Annotated in this window: 11 protein-coding genes; 4 read left to right on the top strand and 7 right to left on the bottom strand. The window is 70.9% G+C overall.

All coding sequences use genetic code 11. The features are described 5' to 3' along the window. Positions 1-10: 10 nt before the first annotated feature. The 3 genes from IEW34_RS03500 to IEW34_RS03490 all read right to left on the bottom strand — a co-directional run bounded on the left by IEW34_RS03500 (position 11) and on the right by IEW34_RS03490 (position 5,049). Positions 11-292, bottom strand: a complete 282-nt coding sequence (locus IEW34_RS03500) for an RNA-binding S4 domain-containing protein (protein WP_280516254.1) — start codon at positions 290-292, stop codon at positions 11-13. Next, on the bottom strand, positions 289-3,867 hold the full coding sequence (locus IEW34_RS03495; protein WP_188607706.1) for a helicase-related protein: 3,579 nt from the start codon (positions 3,865-3,867) through the stop codon (positions 289-291). The genes IEW34_RS03500 and IEW34_RS03495 overlap by 4 nt, the downstream gene beginning before the upstream one ends. 303 nt (positions 3,868-4,170) lie before the next feature. Next, on the bottom strand, positions 4,171-5,049 hold the full coding sequence (locus tag IEW34_RS03490) for an HpcH/HpaI aldolase/citrate lyase family protein (RefSeq protein ID WP_188607705.1): 879 nt from the start codon (positions 5,047-5,049) through the stop codon (positions 4,171-4,173). Between the two features lie 215 nt (positions 5,050-5,264). Here IEW34_RS03490 and IEW34_RS03485 point away from each other — a divergent pair, with 215 nt between their 5' ends. After that, positions 5,265-5,969, top strand: coding sequence for a carbonic anhydrase (locus IEW34_RS03485; protein ID WP_188607704.1), 705 nt, complete (start codon positions 5,265-5,267; stop codon positions 5,967-5,969). A gap of 108 nt (positions 5,970-6,077) precedes the next feature. Here IEW34_RS03485 and IEW34_RS03480 read toward each other — a convergent pair whose 3' ends face one another. After that, a complete protein-coding gene (locus tag IEW34_RS03480; RefSeq protein ID WP_188607703.1) occupies positions 6,078-7,112 on the bottom strand; it encodes an aspartate-semialdehyde dehydrogenase in 1,035 nt (344 codons plus the stop codon). A 479-nt stretch (positions 7,113-7,591) separates the two neighbouring features. Here IEW34_RS03480 and IEW34_RS03475 point away from each other — a divergent pair, with 479 nt between their 5' ends. Further along, the gene (locus IEW34_RS03475) at positions 7,592-8,626 is read left to right on the top strand and encodes a hypothetical protein (protein WP_188607702.1); all 1,035 of its coding nucleotides are present in this window, start codon (positions 7,592-7,594) and stop codon (positions 8,624-8,626) included. A 7-nt stretch (positions 8,627-8,633) separates the two neighbouring features. On the opposite strand, the gene IEW34_RS03470 is transcribed toward IEW34_RS03475, so the two are convergent. Beyond that, the gene (locus IEW34_RS03470; protein ID WP_244641785.1) at positions 8,634-9,182 is read right to left on the bottom strand and encodes a peroxidase-related enzyme; all 549 of its coding nucleotides are present in this window, start codon (positions 9,180-9,182) and stop codon (positions 8,634-8,636) included. A gap of 348 nt (positions 9,183-9,530) precedes the next feature. Between IEW34_RS03470 and IEW34_RS03465 the strand changes: the two genes are divergently transcribed. After that, on the top strand, positions 9,531-14,354 hold the full coding sequence (locus IEW34_RS03465) for an NAD-glutamate dehydrogenase (protein WP_188607700.1): 4,824 nt from the start codon (positions 9,531-9,533) through the stop codon (positions 14,352-14,354). Positions 14,355-14,405: 51 nt separating this feature from the next. After that, positions 14,406-15,059 (top strand): 5,6-dimethylbenzimidazole synthase, encoded by a 654-nt coding sequence (gene bluB / locus IEW34_RS03460; RefSeq protein WP_188607699.1) that lies wholly within the window; start codon positions 14,406-14,408, stop codon positions 15,057-15,059. A gap of 12 nt (positions 15,060-15,071) precedes the next feature. Here bluB and purH read toward each other — a convergent pair whose 3' ends face one another. After that, the gene (gene purH, locus IEW34_RS03455) at positions 15,072-16,664 is read right to left on the bottom strand and encodes a bifunctional phosphoribosylaminoimidazolecarboxamide formyltransferase/IMP cyclohydrolase (RefSeq protein ID WP_188607698.1); all 1,593 of its coding nucleotides are present in this window, start codon (positions 16,662-16,664) and stop codon (positions 15,072-15,074) included. A 338-nt stretch (positions 16,665-17,002) separates the two neighbouring features. After that, on the bottom strand, positions 17,003-18,718 hold the full coding sequence (locus IEW34_RS03450) for a heparinase II/III family protein (RefSeq protein ID WP_244641727.1): 1,716 nt from the start codon (positions 18,716-18,718) through the stop codon (positions 17,003-17,005). Positions 18,719-18,911: the final 193 nt, after the last annotated feature.

Raw genomic sequence — 18,911 nt, 5'->3', positions numbered from 1 at the left:
GGCCGCTGCGTCAATCACCGCTTCCCCCGATGTCGTCATAGAGCCCCGCGGCTTCAAGGGCCGGTCCGCGCCGCTCGCCGAGGTCCCGGATGGCGACCACCCGGGTGGCATGCGGCAGCGCCAGCGTCAGCACGTCGCCGACCTTGACCGCGCGCGCCGGGGCGTCCGCGCGCACGCCGTTGACGCGCACGGCGCCCTCGCTGACGAGCCGCGCCGCGGCGCTCCGCGTCCTGGCCATGCGGGCATACCAAAGCCACTTGTCGAGGCGCTGGCGGGCCGGCGCGGCGTTCACCGCTCGCCCGACTCCATGCGCTCCTTCAGGATCAGCAGCTTTGCAAAGGGCGAGTTGGGATCCGGCGCCTTGTCGGGCTTCGGGCCGCTGCCGCGCCGGTCGCCCCTGTTGTCGGACCGGAAGTCCGGCCGCCGGTCGCCCCGGCCACCGTCGTGCCGGCCGCCGCGGCCGGGCCGTCCGTCGCGCGGCTCGCCGCCGCCCGCCTCCGCCGTCCGCTCGGGCCTCTGGTCACGCCCGTGCTCGGGCCGCTGGCCGCCGCGGCCACGGCCGGGACGTCCCGCCCCGCTCCGCGGTCCATCGGCCCGGTTGTCGGCATGTTGGTTGCCCTGGCTCTGTCCGCCCTGATTCGGGCCCGCAGGGCCTTGGCCGTCATGACTCTGGCCGCTGCGGCGCGGCTCGCCCTGACCAGCTCCGTCGCGGCGAAAGCCCCGGCCCTGAGGCCGCGCGCCATCGTACCGCCCCCGGTTCTGCCGCTGGTTCTGGTGGCGGTGGGGACGCCACACCTCGATCTCGTCGGGCTCGGCCGGCGGGGCGGCCGCCGCCGTCTCCGCGTCAGCCACGGGCTCGCCGTCGGTTGCCTCCGCTTCCGCCGTCTCGGCGGCCGGCACAGGGTCCGCCGACGCGGCTTCGGCGGCCACAGCGTCGGGCGCGACGCCGCCGGCGTCCGCGGCCTCGCCGGCATCCGCGTCAAGCGCCGTCAGGTCGCTATCACCGGCCGGGGCTGGCGTCGGCGCAGCGATGATCGTCACCTCGGCGACGGGCTCGTCGGCCGCCGCGGCCGCAATCTCCTCGATCACGGCGGCCTTTGCGACTTCGTCAGCCCCGTCGGCGGCCTCTGTCGTCTCGACGAAGGCCTCGGCCATGGCCGCAGCCGCAGCCTCGGCGACCTCCGAGACCTCCGCCGGCGTCTCGGGCGCCACGGTCGCGCCCGCATCGAAGCCATCCGCGGCTGTCGTGCCGCTCGGCAGCGTGTCGTCCGTGGCGGTGCCGGCGAGCGTTTCCACGCCGCCGTCGACCTCCGGTTCCGTCTCGCCCTCCGTATCGGAAGCGGGCGGGGCCTGGGGCGCCGCGGCCGGCGTCACGGCCGCCTTGGGCACCAGCGGCACCGTGATGGCCGGCCCGCGCCGCCGGTCGGCGACGTAGCCGAGGGAGCGCAGGATCGAGCCGAAATCCTCGCCGGAGCAACCGACCAGCGACGTCATGGATACGGTCACGACGAAGCCGTCGCCGTCGGCGGCGCCGGACGGCGGATCGCCGGGCGTCACGCCCGGGCGGTAGGTCACGGCCGGGCGGATGAGGTCCGCCAGCCGTTCCAGCATGTCGACGCGCACGGCCCGATTGCCGCAGACGCGGAAGCCGGCTGCGCGGTAGAGCTGGCGGTCGATCTCCGGATCCACCGGGATCGACGTGCGTCCGGAGGCGGCGAGGTGCGGCAGGTCGTCGACGCCCTTGGCGACCGGACCGCCATGCTTGAGCGCCCACAGCTGCACCGACAGCGCCCGCGGCGCCGGCTTTAGCAACTGCGGCGCATAGATATGGTAGGCGCCGAAGCGCAAGCCGTGCTTGCGCAGCTGCGCGCGCCCCGCCTGGTCGAGCGCCTTGACGTCCTGCACCACGCGCGACCGTTCGAGCACGCCGAGCGCTTCGACGACCTGAAAGGCGATGCCGCGCGCGAGGCCGGTCAGGTCGGCGGCCTCTTCGAGCGCGAACAGCGGGCCGAGCAGCTTGGCGACATGGGCTTTGAGCCACAGCTCGAGCCGCGCCTGCACCTTGTCGTGGGCCGCGCCGGTGAGCTGCTCGTCGGCGATGAGGATGAAGCGCGGCGCCAGCAGCTTCTCGCCGGCCGCCAGCTTGGCGACGGCGTCGCCGAGCCAGCGGATGGTGCCGTCGTTGGACAGCACCAGCGCCTCGTCGGCGGCAGCCGCCAGCCGCTCGGCGCGCGCCTCGATCTCGCTCGCCAGGGCTTTCTGGGCGGCAGCGCGCAGCGCCTTCATTTCGGAGCCGCTCGCCTCCGGGTCGGGCGCGAACTGGAATCCGCTGAGGTGGCCGATGTGCTGGCCCTCCACGCTCACATCGCCCGCCGGCGTCACTTCTGCTTCCATGTGCGCATTCTCTCTGAGGCGGCGCATCAGAACGCTGGTCCGCCGGTCGACGAAACGGCTCGCCAACCGCTCGTGTAAGGCATCGGAAAGCCTGTCCTCTACCTGACGGGCGCGCCCCTGCCAATGCTCCGGATCGATCAGCCAGTCCGGCCGGTTGGCCACATAGGTCCAAGTCCGCACCTGGGCGATGCGCGCCGACAGCGCATCGATGTCGCCGTCGGTGCGGTCCACCTGGTCGATCTGGCGCGCAAACCACGTATCGGCAATGGCTCCCTCGCGCATCAGCGCGCGGAACAGGGTGCCGACCAGATCGGCATGGGCGTGCGGCGAGACCTTGCGGTAGTCCGGCACCTGGCAAACGTCCCAGAGGCGCATGACCTCGGCCGGCCGCTTGGCGTAGTCGCGCACCTCGGCATCGGCGGCGAGCTGCTCGAGCACCGCCACGTCGTCGGCGACGGGCGCGCGGGTGAGCCCCTCCTCCCTGGGCACCACCGACAGGCTCGCCTGCAGCGCGCGGATGGAACGCATGTCGAGGCTGGCGTTGCGCCATTGCAGCTGGCGCAGCGGGTCGAAGCCATGATCCTCGAGCGCCTGCACCAGCTCGGGCTCGAAGGGCGGGCAGCGGCCGGTGGTGCCGAACGTGCCGTCGCGCATGTGCCGGCCGGCCCGGCCGGCGATCTGACCGAACTCGGCCGGCGTCAGGCGGCGGTAGCCGAAGCCGTCGAACTTGCGGTCGCCGGCGAAGGCGACGTGATCGAGATCGAGGTTGAGGCCCATGCCGATGGCGTCGGTCGCCACCAGGTAGTCGACGTCGCCCGACTGGAACAGCTCCACCTGGGCATTGCGGGTGCGCGGCGACAGCGCCCCGAGCACGACCGCGGCGCCTCCCTTCTGGCGCCGGATCAACTCGGCGACGGCATAGACCTCCTCGACCGAGAAGGCGACGATGGCCGAGCGCGGCGGCAGGCGCGTCACCTTTTTCTCGCCGGCGAAGCTCAGCGTCGACAGCCGCGGCCGCGACACGATGTTGGCGCCCGGCAGCAAGCGCTCGACCAGCGGCCTGATGGTCGCCGAGCCGATCACCAGGGTCTCGGCGCGGCCGCGCATGTTGAGCAGGCGGTCCGTGAAGACGTGGCCCCGCCCGAAGTCGGCGCCGAGCTGGATCTCGTCGATGGCGCAGAAGGCCACGTCGATGTCGCGCGGCATCGCCTCGACGGTGGCGATCCAGTAGCGAGGGCGTGGTGGCTTGACCTTCTCCTCGCCGGTGACGAGAGCCACGGCCTCCGGGCCGACGCGCTCGACGACGCGCTGGTAGACCTCGCGCGCGAGCAGCCTGAGCGGCAAGCCGATCATGCCGCTCTCGTGGGCGACCAGGCGCTCGATGGCGAGGTGCGTCTTGCCCGTGTTGGTCGGGCCCAGTACGGCCGTCACGCCGCGGGCACGCACGGAGGCGGGAAGTGTCGTGAAGGTCATGAGCCGGGGCGGGGCGCGGATGGCGCCATGAGAAAGACCGTCTGGGGCGGCGCCGAGCGCGCCTCGCCATCGAGCTGATCCACCGATGGCAGAGAAGCGCTCCAGCTCCAACAGCTTTGAGCATGCCCCGCGGAGTGAACACGCCGGGCTGACCGGCCTGCGGGACATCGTCCGCCGTCGCTACAAGCGGAACGAGTCCCGAACGAAACGCGGCCGAATCGATGACTCGGACGGAGTCACGTTCTGTTCACCGCTAGATATGGGACCGGATTTGCGATCCGCCACAACGCCACCGGCGGCCGTTCACCCCTGGCGGGCGGCGATGGCGTCGGCCACGGCCACGATCCGCTTGCCGATCTCGGCGTGCAGGATCTCCACCATGCGGCCGTCGAGCGACAGCACGCCCTTGCCGGCGTTCTCGGGCAGGGCGAAGGCGGCGATGATCTTACGGGCGCGCTCCACCTCCTCGGCCGGCGGCGAGAAGATGTCGTTGGCCGGCTCCACCTGGCTCGGATGGATCAGCGTCTTGCCGTCGAAGCCGAAGTCGCCGGCCTGCTCGCACTCGGCCTTGAAGCCGTCCAGGTTGGCGATGTCATTGTAGACGCCGTCGAGGATGTCGAGACCCTCGGCTCGGGCCGCGGTCAGGGCCAGCGACAGCCACGGCAGCATCGGCGCCCGGCCCGGCACCAGGCGCGCCCGGGTCTCCTTGGCGAGGTCGTTGGTGCCCATGACGAAGCAGGCGAGCCGGCTCGCGCGGTCGCGCGCCGCCGCGGCGATCGCCGCGATGTTCAGCATCGCCGCCGGCGTCTCGATCATCACCCAGACGGCGAGGCCTGCCGGCGCGCCGGAGAGGCGGCTGCCGACGTCGGCGAGCACCGCCGGGCTCGATACCTTGGGCACCAGGATGGCGTCCGGGCCGGCGACGGCCGCGGCCGCCAGATCGTCGGCGCCCCACGGCGTGTCGAGGCCGTTGATGCGGATGATCACCTCGCGCGGGCCGTAGCCGCCGGCCTTGACCGCCGCGCATACCTGCTCGCGGGCCGCCTGCTTGGCGTCGGGCGCCACCGCGTCCTCCAGATCGAGGATCAGCGCGTCGGCCGGCAGCGTCTTGGCCTTCTCGAGTGCCCGGGCGTTGGAGCCCGGCATGTAGAGCGCGCTGCGGCGGGGGCGGATGGCGGTCATCTATGCGTTCTCCTACCTGTGGCGATGCGGCATCGTCATCCGTTGACCGATGTCAGCGCACGGCGCAAGCGCTATAGCAGGCGCGTCGTGGTCGCGCGGCGCCCGCCCCCGGGCGCGGCGGCCCCCACGGCGTTGACGCACATTAGATCGGGCGTGCGCATCCGCTCTAGAAGAGCGCCCGCGGTCGTCCCGTTCGCTTTGGTAGAGGAGACGTCATGGCGAGAGCGCTCATCTCATCCGACTTCCCGGCCCAGCTCACCCAAGGCTATCGCGCCTTTCTCGACAGCCGCTTTCCCGGCGAGCGCCGCCGCTTCGAAATCCTTGCCGAGAGGGGCCAGAGCCCAGAGGTGATGATCATCGGCTGCTGCGACAGCCGCGTCTCGCCGGAGGTGATCTTCGACGCCAGCCCCGGCGAGATGTTCGTTGTCCGCAACGTCGCCAACCTGGTGCCGCCGTTCGAGACGGGCGGCGACTATCACGGTACGTCGGCGGCGCTCGAGTTCGCCGTGCAGGCGCTCAAGGTGAAGCACATCGTGGTGCTGGGCCACCAGAGCTGCGGCGGCATCAAGGCCTTCGCCAACAAGGCCGATCCGCTCTCGCCCGGCGACTTCATCGGCAGCTGGATGACGCTGATCGCGCCCGCCGCCGAGCGCCTGGACGAGAGCCTGACCGATGCGCAGCGCACCGCCGCCGACTACGTGACACGCCTGGAGCTGGCGGCGATCGAGCTCAGCTTGCGCAACCTGCTGACGTTTCCGTGCGTGCGCACGCTCGTCGAGCGCGGCCAGCTTGCCCTGCACGGGGCCTATTTCGGCGTCGCCAACGGGGTGCTGATGATACGCGATCCGCAGACCGGCGCCTTCGCCCCGGCGGTCGAGGGTAGCGCGACGAGCCCCGGCCAGGCCATGCGGTGGAGCTGATGCGGCGTCCGCCGGGCGCGATGGCGCCGCGACGAGACATCATCTCGCGCTAGTTTGATGGATGGCCGGGGCTTGACGGCCACCCATCGCCCGAGACGACGAAGCGGCTCAGGCCGCCTTGCGCTTGGCCTGGATGAGCTTGCGGTTGATCAGCGCCTCGGCGATCTGGACCGCGTTCAGGGCCGCACCCTTGCGCAGGTTGTCCGACACCACCCACATGGCGAGTCCGTTGTCGAGGGTCGGGTCCTCGCGGACACGCGAGATGTAGGTGGCGTCCTCGCCGGCCGCCTCGTGCGGGGTGATGTAGCCGCCGGGCTCGTGCTTGTCGATGACGACGCAGCCCGGCGCGTTGCGCAGGATGGTGCGCGCCTCCTCGGCCGTGATCGGGTTCTCGAACTCGATGTTCACCGCCTCCGAATGGGAGACGAACACCGGCACGCGCACGCAGGTGGCGACGAGCTTGATCTTGGGATCGAGGATCTTCTTGGTCTCGACCACCATCTTCCACTCTTCCTTGGTAAAGCCGTCCTCCATGAAGACGTCGATATGGGGAATGAGGTTGAAGGCGATGCGCTTGGAGAACTTCTTGGTCTTCAGCTCGCTCGCCGTGAACACGGCGCGAGTCTGCTCGAACAGCTCGTCCATGCCCTCCTTGCCGGCGCCGGAGACCGACTGGTAGGTCGAGACGACCACCCGCTTGATCACCGCCTTGTCGTGTAGCGGCTTCAGCGCGACCACGAGCTGCGCGGTCGAACAATTGGGGTTGGCGATGATGTTCTTCTTGCCGAAGCCGCGGACCGCCTCGCCGTTCACCTCCGGCACCACGAGCGGCACGTCCGGATCCATGCGGAAAGCGGAGGAATTGTCGATGACGACGGTGCCCTGCGCGCCGATGCGCGGCGACCATTCCCTGGACACGTCGCCGCCCGCCGACATGAGGCAGATGTCGACGTCGCCGAAGTCGAACGTCGCGAGGTCCTTCACCTTGAGCACGCGGTCACCGAAGGAAACCTCCTGGCCGATGCTCCGGCGCGAGGCCAGCGCCACCACCTCGTCGGTGGGGAAGGCGCGCTCGGCGAGGATGTTGAGCATCTCGCGGCCCACGTTGCCCGTGGCGCCGGCGACTGCGACCTTGAAACCCATGACGTCGATCCTTTACGGCGTATGTCGATGATCCTCCTCGGCCGCCCTGCGGCGGGGGCTTCCTCGCCCGGCGGAGGAAGCGGGGAGGACGTGCGTCAGCGTTTCGCGGTTTTTTGGGCCGCGGGCGTCGTGGTCAACGCGTTCGTTCGTTCGCTGCGCATCGGACGATGCATGTCGTCATGTCCCGTGCGCGGGTCAAGCCCGGCAATCGCCCCAAAAACACCCGGCCGGCGCCCGTGTCAATGCGGATGTCACGGCCGCGAGAGCGCAGGGCGGAGCGGTCGCCGTGGCTCGCCGGCACCCGTGCGTTGACCGGCGGTTAACCATGATTTCACGGCGGCCGTCTCGGTAACGGAGAGGACACTCCTTTGCGGCACCTTACGTAACGCAAGACGCCAGCCGCAGCCGAGGCCGTACCCCGGCTCCGCGCGGGGCGCCTCAGGCAGACGAGCCTCCGAGAACGCAAGGAAATCGCGTCGATGAACCGTCACGGCCTCGCCCGTCCGGCGGCCGCACGTATCATGGCCGAGCGTCCGCCCGCGCCGACCGCCGCCGCGCCGGTGCCGCGCGGGCGCCCGCGGCGGCCGCCCGCGCGCCGCTCGTCCTGGCGGTCGATCCCCTATTTCATGCTGCTCCTGCTGGCCGGATTGGGCCTGCTGATGCTGTACACCTCCCGCAAGCCCGGCGACGCGGCGGCGACCGCCGCCCCGCAACCGGCGGCCGGCGCGGGCAGGACGGCGGCGGAGCGGCCTGCAGCCACCGCGGCCGGCGCCGAACATGCCCGCTCGCCCGCCACCACGACCGACGCGGACGCAACGGACGAGCCCGCGGCCGGTACCTGGGAGCGCCTGGCCGATGCGCCCGCCGCATTCACCCTGAGCGCCCTGCCGGACGACGGGGTGACCGCCGGGCTGGTCGAGCTGCCACAGCGCGACGAGGCGGTGCAGCACAGCAGCGGCGGCGGCCGCGACGACGCCGTCAGCCTGGGCACGCTGGAGGGCGAGCCGCTGCTGCGCCTGTCGATCTACCGCCCGGGCCACGAGGAGGTGCCGGCGCCGTCGTTCTACATCGACGTGGCGCGGCGCGCCGGAGAGGCCGGCCTGTCGGTGCGGCGGCTGGCGGCCACGGCCGACATCGACACCCGGTTCGGCCCCGTCGCCGCGGCCGACGTGGTGTTCGGGTCGCGGCAGGGGGATCGCGCCTGCATCGTCTTTCGGCGCCTCGGCGCCGAGCCGATGGTGCGGATCTCCGGATGGCTCTGCGGCGCCGGGCTGAAGCAGCCGACGCCGGGTGAGCTCGCCTGCGTGCTCGACGGCGTACGGTGGGCGCTGACGGAGGAGCCCGGCCTCGCCTCGATCTTCAACGGCAAGGTGAGCCGCCCCGGCTGCAAGCCGGCTGCGCCGGCGACGACCGGAGCGATCGCCGCGACGGTGGACGACAGCGCCCCTGTGGTGGCGCCGGCGGCCAAATCGCCGCCGCGCAAATCCAAGCGTCGCCGTCACCGGCACCGGTGAGGCGGCGTTACCGGCCCTGGGCGTGGTACTCGCCGTTGGGCCGCATATCGACGGCCGACGCCATGCGGTTCGACATGTTGAAGAAAGAAGCGACGGCACCGATGTCCCAGATGTCGCGGTCGCCGAAGCCGGCCGCCCGCAGGCGCTCCCGGTCGGCTTCGACGATGGTCGCCGGCTGCTCGGTGAGCTTCACGGCGAAATCCAGCATGGCTATATGCCGCGGGCTCAGGTCGGCGGCACGGTAGTTCATCACCATCAGCTCACCCAGCGCCGGGTCCTCGGACAGCTGCCGCACGGCGGCCCCGTGGGCGGTGAGGCAGTAGAAGCAGCGGTTGATGCTCGACACCGCCACGGCGATCATCTCGCGCTCCAGCTTCGACAGTCCGGACGGCGCCAGCATCAGGTCGTTGTAGAAGGCGGCGAACGCCTCCAGCTTGGTATTGTCGAAGGCGTAGGCGCGCAGCACGTTCGGCACGAAGCCGAGCTTCTCCAGGCATTTGTCGAAATACGCCTGCATCGCCGGCGACAGTTCGCCCTGGGCGAGCTCCACCGCCATCAGCCCCGTCTCACGCTGCGGCGCCGGCCTGTTGGGGTCGGCCTTGGCGGCCGGCTTGGTCCCCTTCGTGCGCTTCCTGTTGTCAGCCATGGCACTCCTCCCTCGTCGCGCTGCTCTGCGGGCCACGGGCAGTGAGCCGGCCGGCCCGTGAAGCGAATGACCCCGGCCTGCGAGGGCCGGCATAATGCATGTGTTTCTCAAGGTGGTGCAGGGCCGGGTCAAGCCCGGCACGGGGCCGGCGAGCGCCGCGACCGGCGGGCGCCGCTGTCGGCGGGGCGACCGTCGTCATAACCTTGCCGCGCGGCTTCGGCTATGAGAGGGCCCGAAGGCGAGCGAGGGAGGACGAGCATGGATCTCGGCGAGACGAGGGCGGCCGATGCCGCGAGCACCGAGCCCGGCCTTTCGCCTGCGATGGCCGACGGCTTCGCGTCCCTGATCTACGGACGCTCGGCCGGCGAGGACAGGGCGCACTACGCCGGCGAGGGGCTGGACCAGCTGGCCCTGAGCGCGTGGCAGCACCTGGCGGCGCCGCGGGTTCCGGGCGAGGCGCGCATCCGCCTGCTGGACGCCGAGGTGCAGCACGCCGGGCGCCGGCGCGCCATCACGGTGCTCGAAGTCGTCAACGACGACATGCCGTTCCTGCTTGATTCGACGCTGGCCGAGCTCGGCGAAGAGGGGCGCGAGCCGTTGCTCGTGGCCCATCCCATCGTCGACGTGGTGCGCGGCCCCGACCGCGCGGTCACACGCTTCGTCGGCGCGGCCAACGGCCCGCTTCCCGCAGGCGTCGAGCGCGAGAGCCTGATTCAGATCCACCTGCCCCGCATGCATGGGCAGACGGATCGCGACCGCCTGACCGAGGCGCTCGGCAAGGTCTACGCCGACGTCGCCCATGCGGTCGGCGACTTCAAGGCCATGCGGGCCCGCGTCAAGGATGCCGCCCGCGACTACCGGGGCGGCCGGGCCAAGAAGCTGCCGCTGCCGGACGACGAGGCGGAGGAGGCCGGCAAGTTCCTGCGCTGGCTGGTGGACGACAACTTCACCCTGCTCGGCACCCGCCACTACCGCTACCCGGAGGGCAACGTGGCGGCCGATCCGGTCGAGGGCAGCGGCCTTGGCATCCTGCGTGATCCCGATGTGCGCGTGCTGAAGCGCGGCAACGAGCTGGTCACCATGACGCCGGAGCTGCGCGCCTTCCTGCTCAAGCCGGTCGCGCTGATCATCAGCAAGGCCAACGTCAAGTCCCGGGTGCGCCGGCGCGTCCACCTCGACTACATCGGCGTCAAGCTGTTCGACGAGCAAGGGCGGCTCGAGGGCGAGCTGCGTATCGTTGGGCTGTTCGCCTCCAACGTCTACACGCGGGCCGCGAGCGAATTGCCCTACCTCGGCCACAAGGTGGCCCGCGTCATGGCACTGGCCGGCTTCGATCCGCAGAGTTACTCCGGCCGCGCGCTGCTGCACGTGCTCGACACCTACCCGCGCGACGAGATGTTCCAGATCGACGCGGACGCGCTGCACGGCTTCGCACTCGAGCTGCTGAAGCTCACCGAGCGGCCGCGGGTGCGGGCGTTGGTCCGCGTCGACGAGTTCGACCGCTTCGTCTCGGTGCTCGTCTTCGTGCCCAAGGATCACTACGACACCTCGGTGCGCATCCGCATCGGCGAGCTGTTGGCGGACGTGTTCAAGGGGCAGATCTCGGCCAGCTACCCCGCCTATCCGGAGGGGCCGCTCACCCGCACGCAATACATCATCGGTCGTAGCGGCGGGGCGACGCCGAAGGTCGACACGGCGGAGCTCGAGACGCGCATCGGCGCCATCGTGCAGACCTGGAGCGATGCGCTGGCCGACCTGGCCGAGGCCGAGCTGGGCAGCGACAAGGCGCACGAGATCCTCGCCCGCTACGGCGGCCAGGCCTTCAGCGCCGGCTACCGGGAGGGGGCCGGCGCCGAGGTCGCGCTCGCCGACATCCGCATCATCGAGGGCCTCTCGGCCCACCAGCCGCGGGCCGTCGATATCTACCGGCGGGCCGGCGATCCCGATCACCGGGCCAATCTCAAGGTGTTCACTCGCTCCAAGCCGATGCCCTTGTCGGAGCGCGTGCCGCTGCTGGAGAACCTGGGCTTCCAGGTCGTCAACGAGCGCACCTTCCGCGTCTTTCCGGCCGGCGTGCCCGAGGACGGACGCGTCTGGCTGCACGACATGACCCTGGAGCGCCCGGCCGGGGAGCCCATCGATCTTGTCGCGCTGACACCCCTGCTGGAGGAGGCGCTGACGCACCTATTCGCCGGCGCGGCGGAGTCGGACCGGTTCAACACGCTGATCGTCGAGGCGCGGCTGCCCTGGCGGGACGCCGCGGTGCTGCGCGCCTACGGGCGCTACCTCCAGCAGATCGGCACCACCTACGCACAGAGCTACATCGCCGCCGCGCTCATCCGTCACAGCGCCATCGCCGGCCTGCTCGTGGAGCTCTTCCATGCCCGCTTCCGACCGACCGACGAGGCGCCGCGGCCGGAGGAGGGGCGCCTGCGCGGCGAGGTCGAGGCGCGGCTGGCCGATGTCGCCAGCCTCGACGACGACCAGATCCTGCGCCGCTTCCTCAACCTGATCGGGGCGACGCTGCGCACCAACGTCTACCAGCGCGACGCCGCCGGCGGCGAGCGGCGCACCATCGCCTTCAAGATCGCCAGCCGCGAGGTGGACCAGCTGCCGCTGCCGCGGCCGCTCTACGAGATCTGGGTCTATTCGCCGCAGGTGGAGGGGGTCCACCTGCGCTTCGGCAAGGTGGCGCGCGGCGGCCTGCGCTGGTCTGACCGGCCGCAGGACTTCCGCACCGAGGTGCTGGGGCTGGTCAAGGCGCAGCAGGTCAAAAACGCGGTCATCGTGCCGGTCGGCGCCAAGGGCGGCTTCTTTCCCAAACGCCTGCCGCCGGCGTCCGACCGCCAAGCCTGGATGGCCGAGGGCGTCGCCAGCTACAAGACCTTCGTCTCCACCCTGCTCGACCTGACCGACAACATCGTCGGCGATGCCATCGCGCCGCCGGCGGTGACGGTGCGCCACGACGGCGACGACCCCTACCTGGTGGTGGCCGCCGACAAGGGCACGGCGACCTTCTCCGACATCGCCAACGGGCTCTCGGCCGAGCACCACCACTGGCTCGGCGACGCCTTCGCCTCGGGCGGCTCGCAAGGCTACGACCACAAGAAGATGGGGATCACGGCGCGCGGCGCCTGGGAGGCGGTGAAGCGCCACTTCCGCGAACTCGACGTCGATATCCAGGCGGAGCCGGTCACCGTGGTCGGCGTCGGCGACATGTCCGGCGACGTCTTCGGTAACGGCATGCTGCTCTCGCGGGCGATCAAGCTGATCGCCGCCTTCGACCACCGCGACATCTTCATCGATCCCGACCCGAATGCGGAGGCGGCCTTCACCGAGCGCCAGCGCCTGTTCGATTTGCCGCGCTCGAGCTGGCAGGACTACGACAGGAACCGGCTGTCGGCGGGCGGCGGCGTGTTCTCGCGCCAGCTCAAGTCCATTCCGCTGTCGCCGCAGGCCCGTGCGGCGCTCGGCATCGCGCGGGCCGAAGGCACCCCGCAGGAGATCATCAACGCCATCCTGAAGGCGCCCGCCGACCTGCTGTGGTTCGGTGGCATCGGCACCTATGTGAAGGCGAGCGAGGAGAGCAACGAGAGCGTCGGCGACAAGGCCAACGACGCCATCCGCGTGTCGAGCGCCGAGCTGCGCTGCAAGGCGATCGGCGAAGGCGCGAACCTGGGAGTCACCCAGCGCGGCCGCATCGAGGCGGCGCGGCAGGCCGTCCGGCTCAACAGCGATGCCATCGACAATTCGGCCGGCGTCAATACCTCCGACGTGGAGGTGAACATCAAGATCGCGCTCGCCGGCCCGGTGCGCGACGGCCGCCTCGCCGAGGAGGCCCGCAACGCCCTGCTTGTCGATATGACCGACGAGGTTGCCGCCCTCGTTCTGCGCAACAACTACCTGCAAACGCTGGCCATCTCGCTGGCGCAACGCGGCGGGGCGGGCGAGATCGGCTTTGCCCGGCGGCAGATGCAGACGCTGGAGCAGGCGGGCCGCCTCGACCGGGCGGTGGAGAATCTGCCGGACGATGCCGCGCTCGCCGCCCGCGAGGAGCGCGGCGAGCCGCTCACCAGGCCCGAGCTCGCCGTGCTGCTGGCCTACGCCAAGCTCGACCTCTACGACCAGATCCTCGACAGCGCGGTGCTCGACGAAGCCTATCTGGCGCGCGAGCTCTCCCGCTACTTTCCCCCGCAGCTCGTCGAGCGCTTCCCGGCGGACATCGCGGCACACCGGCTGCGCCGCGAGATCATCGCCACCCAGCTCGCCAACGCCATCGTCAACCGCGGGGGCGCCACCATCGTGACGCGGCTGGTCGATCAGACCGGCGCCGACGCGGCGACCATCGTGCGCGCCTACGCCGCGGTGAATGAGGTCTACCGTCTCGACCACCTCAATGCCGACATCGATGCCCTCGACGGCCGCATCGAGGGCCAGCGCCAGCTCGCCCTCTACGCCGAGGTACAGGAGCTGCTGATCGGCCGGATGATCTGGTTCATCCGCAATGTCGATTTCGCCCGCGAAGACCTGGCCGAGATCATCGCCCTCTATCGCGACGGGGTTGCGGCGGTGGCCGCGAGCCTCGCCCACACCCTGCCGGCGGCCGAACGGCAGGATCTGCGCCGCCGTGTGGCGGCGCTGGCCGAGGCCGGCGTTTCGTCGGGGCTCGCAGAGGACGTCGGCGCCATCTCCTCGCTCGACGAGGCGCCGGAGATCGTGCGCATCGCCCGGCGCGCCGGCGCTGATATCGCCGAGGTGGCAGCCACGCATTTTGCCGTCGCCGGCAGCTTCGGCCTGGAGCACCTGACCGAGGCGGCGCGGCAGATCGCCGTCGGCGACTACTACGACCGCCTGGCGCTCGGCCGCGCCGTCGATGCCATCGCCGCCGCCCATCGGCGACTGACGGCGGAGGTGCTGGCCGACGGGGGCCGTGGTGCCGACGGTGTCGCTGCCTGGGCGCAACGGCGCGGCAGCGCCGTCGACCGCATCCGTGCCACCGTGGACGGCATCGCCAGCTCGGGGCTCAGCCTGTCCAAGCTCACCGTGGCGGCGAGCCTGATGGGGGATCTGTCACGCGGGTGACGGCGCCCGCTGCCCGGCGCCACCTGGATGCCGGATGTGGTAGGATGGGCGATGTACGCATCCCATCCCGTCCCGCCTACCTTCGGCGCCGAGTTCCGTGAGCAGCTGGACGAGCTGCTGTGTTGGCGGCGCGACGTGCGGCGCTTCCGGGCAGACCCCGTCGACGACGATCTGCTGCGCCGTCTCCTTGCTTCGGCACAGCACGCCCCCTCCGTCGGCAACAGTCAGCCATGGCGTTTCGTGGCTGTCGACAGCGAGCCGTTGCGCGAAGGGGTGCGGGACGAGTTCCAGCGCTGCAACGCCGAGGCGCTCGCATCCTATGCCGGCGAGCGGGCGGCGAAGTATGCCACGCTCAAGCTGGAGGGCCTGCGGCAGGCGCCGGTCCATCTCGCCGTGTTCACCGACCTCGCCACCGCCGGCGGCCACGGCCTTGGTCGCGCCACCATGCCCGAGACGCTCAACTATTCCACGGTGACCGCCGTGCATGCGCTCTGGCTCGTGGCGAGGGCGCACGGCATCGGCGTCGGCTGGGTATCGATCCTCGAGCCGGCGCGCGTCACGGCACTGCTCGGTGTGCCCCAGGGGTGGGACCTCGTGGCCTACCTGTGCATCGGCTGGCCGGTGGAGGAGCACGTCGATCCGGAGCTGGTACGCCACCGCTGGCAGGAGATGCTGTCCCTCGATGCGGTCTTCAGCCGGATTTGATCCGGCATCGCCTCAATGCCGGAAGTGGCGGTGGCCGGTCAGCACCATGGCGAGGCCTGCAGCGTCGGCGGCGGCGATGACCTCGTTGTCGCGCATCGAGCCGCCCGGCTGGACGACGGCCGTGGCGCCCGCCTCGGCCGCGGCGAGCAGGCCGTCGGCGAAGGGGAAGAAGGCATCCGAGGCGACCACCGAGCCCACGGCCAGACTTTGGGGCAGCCCCGCGGCCCGCGCCGCCTCGGCCGCTTTCCAAGCGGCGATGCGCGCCGAATCCACCCGGCTCATCTGGCCGGCGCCGACGCCGACGGTGGCACCGTCCTTGGCGTAGACGATGGCGTTGGACTTGACGTGCTTGGCGACGCGGAAGGCGAAGCGCAGGTCGGCGAGTTCCTGCGGCGTGGGCTGGCGCTTGGTGACCGTTCTCAGCTCCATGTCGTCGACCACGGCGTTGTCCCGCCCCTGGACGAGGAACCCGCCGGCGACCGTGCGCAGCGTCAGGCCCGGCGCCCGCGGATCGGGGAGGCCGCCGGTCAGCAGCAGCCGCAGATTCTTCTTGGCCGCGACTAGGGCGATGGCTTCGTCGCTGGCGGCCGGGGCGATGATCACCTCGGTGAAGATCTCGACGATGCGCGCCGCCGCGGCGGCGTCGAGCGGCCGGTTGAGCGCCACGATGCCGCCGAAGGCCGACACCGGGTCACAGCGCAGCGCCCGCTCGTAGGCCTCCAGCAGGGTCGCGCCCTCGGCGACGCCGCAGGGGTTGGCATGCTTGATGATCGCCACCGCGGCAGCGCGGGACGGATCGAACTCGGCGACGCATTCGAAGGCCGCGTCGGTGTCGTTGATGTTGTTGTAGGACAGCTGCTTGCCCTGCAGCTGTCGGGCGCTGGCGACACCGGCGCGCCGCGCGCCGGTGCGATAGAAGGCGGCCCCCTGGTGCGGGTTCTCGCCGTAGCGCAGCTCTTCCGCCAGGGTGCCACCCAGCGCCCGGTAGGGCGGAGCCGTCTCGCCGAGCGTGTCGGCGAGCCAATTGGAGATCGCCGCGTCATAGGCGGCGGTGCGCGCATAGGCTTTCTGGGCCAGGCGCCGGCGCAGCTCCACGCCGGTGGAGCCGTCGTTGGCGGCGAGCTCGGCCAGCACCGCCGCGTAGTCGGAGCCGTCGACCACGACCGCCACGTCCACATGGTTCTTGGCGCCGGCCCGGATCATCGCCGGCCCGCCGATGTCGATGTTTTCGATGCAGTCGTCGTAGGAGGCGCCCTTGGCCACCGTCGCCTCGAAGGGGTAGAGGCTGACCACCAGGAGGTCGATCGCGCCGATGCCGTTGGCGAGCATGGCCGCCTGGTGTTCCGGATTGGCGCGAATGGCGAGCAAGCCGCCGTGCACGGCGGGGTGCAATGTCTTGACCCGCCCGTCCATCATCTCGGGAAAGCCGGTGACCTCGGAGATGTCGAGCACGGGCAGGCCGGCGTCCGCGAGCGCCCTGCGCGTGCCGCCCGTCGAGATCAGGTCGATGCCGTGCGCAATGAGACCGCGGGCGAAGTCGATCAGGCCCGTCTTGTCGGAAACGGACAACAATGCGCGGGTGACGCGCCGAAGTTCAGTGGTCATGGTGTGTGAACCGATGCGTGCCGCGGCTCTCGAACGACGGTCGGCGGAGCGGGGGCGAGGACGTGCCGTCCAGTCGGCCGGCGGGGTTTCCGGGCGGCGCTCTAGCACATCCAGACGCCGGCCGACAAATCGGTCGCGAGGGGGATAAACTGGAACGCGAAAGACGCGCTCCAGATTCAAAAGTCTATGAGCATTTCTCTGCCATTGGATGGCCTCATCCAATGGCAAAACGCTCTCTCGAGTATTTCCGCGCTTCTTCGAATCGCCGAAATGCTCTATCTGTTTGATTTGTCGCGTTTTCTTCACGCGAACCGGCGTCCACTTCGCTCGAAAACGCTCTAGGCGCGCTGGCGCGGCTGGTGGCGACCGAGGCGGGCGAAACGCCAGATGATCTCGTCCACCGGCTCGCGCTCGACGGCAACGACGATCTGCTCGGTGCGCCGCGGCCCTTCGGCGGCGGCAAAGTAGACGCTCTCGTCCAGGTCCGGGTTGTAGCCGGGCGCCTCGAAGCTCCACGCCTCCCCATCCGGCAGCAGCAGCATGATCTTGCGGCCGTCCTGCGAGCGGCTGGCGCGAACGCTCGGATGCAGATGAAAGCGCAAGGCGAAGGACAGCGGCCGGCTCGTCGTGGCGAGCAGGCGGTCGGCGCCGTCGAGCCGCTCGCCGTTGTCCGCCAGCACCAGCCGCCGCTCGTGCACGATGCCGAAGCGCCTGAGGTAGCCGTCGTGGGAGGCGACCAGCGTCTGGCCGGCCTCGTCCACGCCCCGGTGCGCCTCCACGCGGGTCGGGCCGGACAGCACGACCGGGCCGAGCCAGCGCCCGAGCCGTTCGCCCAGGGCATCGCCGGTGCCCTCGCCGGCGAAGTGGCAGGAGGAAGCGTCGTTGACCACCAGGGTCGAATGCGCCGCCGTGGAGCGGGCGGCGAGCTGCGCCGTGGGCCGTTCCGCCGCGGCGGCGCCGCAGTTCACCACGAGGTGGCAGCGCGCCGCGGACAGCTCGAAGGACAGGCAGCCGGCATGCGTTTCGCGCGAGAAGGGGCGCGGCGGCGGCTTGCCGACGTCGACGAGCATCAGCGTGCCGCTGGCGGTCAGCCGCTCGTAGCCGCTGGTGGGGGCATGCTCCAGGGGCTGCGCGCGAGCATCGTCATAGGCGAGCAGCGTTGCCAGCAGGTCCGGCGCCGAGACGCCCATGCCGTTGAACAGAGCGAGCTCGCCGTCGCCGTGGCGGAAGAGGCGCAGCATCGGCATCATGCGGTCGATCGCCGTCAGCAAGGCGATCGGCGGCTCGATGCCGCGGGCCGCATAGGTCTGGCGCAGCGGCAGCAGCTCGCTGAGCAGTTCCGTCAGACGCCGGGGGTTGCGGCTGATGTGGCCGCCGTCAGCGAGGATATGGGCGGCGAGCGCGTCGCTGAGCAGGGCGTTGACGCGCGCCTGCAGCCGCTGGGGATCGTGCAGGCAGAGGCCGGCATAGGCGAGCGCGATGGCGACCAGCAGCCGGTCCTCTTCGGCGCTCCTGGCCAGGATGGCGCGGCGCAGCTGCGTGACCGAGCGACCCAGCGCCCGCATGAAGCGAAGATAGAAGGCGCGGTCGGCGCCCTCGAGCACCAGCGGCGCCTGCGACAGGAACGAGATGAGCCGGCGGGCGACGATGCGCGGTTCGGCGCCGATGCCGCGGCGGTCGCCCTCGTGGCGGAGAAAGTCGTCCACCATGGCACGGCCGTTGGCGCGGGCGATGGCGCTGTCGGCGGCGCGCAGGTGGCGCAGCCAGCTGAAGCCCATCAGCGCCTCGGCCCAGGCGACGCTCGGCGGCACGATGGTGAAGGGGGAGCGGCCCTTGGCCTCGACCAGGCGTCCGGCGAAGACGAAATAGCCGGCATAGATGTCGCCCGCGACCGTCGGGTCGCTGGTCCTCAGGTCCTGGGGTGCCACCAGCAGCCGCTCGGGCGCGCGGACCGGCATCGGCCAGACGCCGATCGCGGCCTTGCGTAGTCCCGCCACGAGACGCCGGAAGCCCTCGCGAACGACCAGTGCATAGAGGCTCAGCCTTTCGCCCATGGCCCTCTTTATCCATAGCACCGGCATGAACGCGGGGTTCGCCGGAACCTTTAGATATTTTATGCGGAGATGGTTAACGTTTCGGGCGGGGTTGTGCGGGGCAGCAAGCGCCGCGGCCGAAGCCGCGGCCCGGCCGACGCGAACCCGGCGCCGGCCCACGAAGGGCCGGGCACCGCGCTCGTCGGTCCACGGG

Origin of the sequence: Chelatococcus reniformis, from assembly GCF_014640075.1 — a bacterium.
In the GTDB taxonomy this organism is placed as follows: domain Bacteria; phylum Pseudomonadota; class Alphaproteobacteria; order Rhizobiales; family Beijerinckiaceae; genus Camelimonas; species Camelimonas reniformis.
This window is presented reverse-complemented; position numbering and strand designations above follow the sequence as displayed.

Coding starts and splice junctions, on each gene's coding strand:
- IEW34_RS03470 (WP_244641785.1), bottom strand. CDS start 9,182: ATGGCGGTGGAGCTCGCCCAGGGCGAACTGTCGCCGGCGATGCAGGCG.
- IEW34_RS03450 (WP_244641727.1), bottom strand. CDS start 18,718: ATGGGCGAAAGGCTGAGCCTCTATGCACTGGTCGTTCGCGAGGGCTTC.
- IEW34_RS03465 (WP_188607700.1), top strand. CDS start 9,531: ATGGATCTCGGCGAGACGAGGGCGGCCGATGCCGCGAGCACCGAGCCC.
- purH (WP_188607698.1), bottom strand. CDS start 16,664: ATGACCACTGAACTTCGGCGCGTCACCCGCGCATTGTTGTCCGTTTCC.
- IEW34_RS03495 (WP_188607706.1), bottom strand. CDS start 3,867: ATGACCTTCACGACACTTCCCGCCTCCGTGCGTGCCCGCGGCGTGACG.
- IEW34_RS03490 (WP_188607705.1), bottom strand. CDS start 5,049: ATGACCGCCATCCGCCCCCGCCGCAGCGCGCTCTACATGCCGGGCTCC.
- IEW34_RS03475 (WP_188607702.1), top strand. CDS start 7,592: ATGAACCGTCACGGCCTCGCCCGTCCGGCGGCCGCACGTATCATGGCC.
- IEW34_RS03480 (WP_188607703.1), bottom strand. CDS start 7,112: ATGGGTTTCAAGGTCGCAGTCGCCGGCGCCACGGGCAACGTGGGCCGC.
- bluB (WP_188607699.1), top strand. CDS start 14,406: ATGTACGCATCCCATCCCGTCCCGCCTACCTTCGGCGCCGAGTTCCGT.
- IEW34_RS03485 (WP_188607704.1), top strand. CDS start 5,265: ATGGCGAGAGCGCTCATCTCATCCGACTTCCCGGCCCAGCTCACCCAA.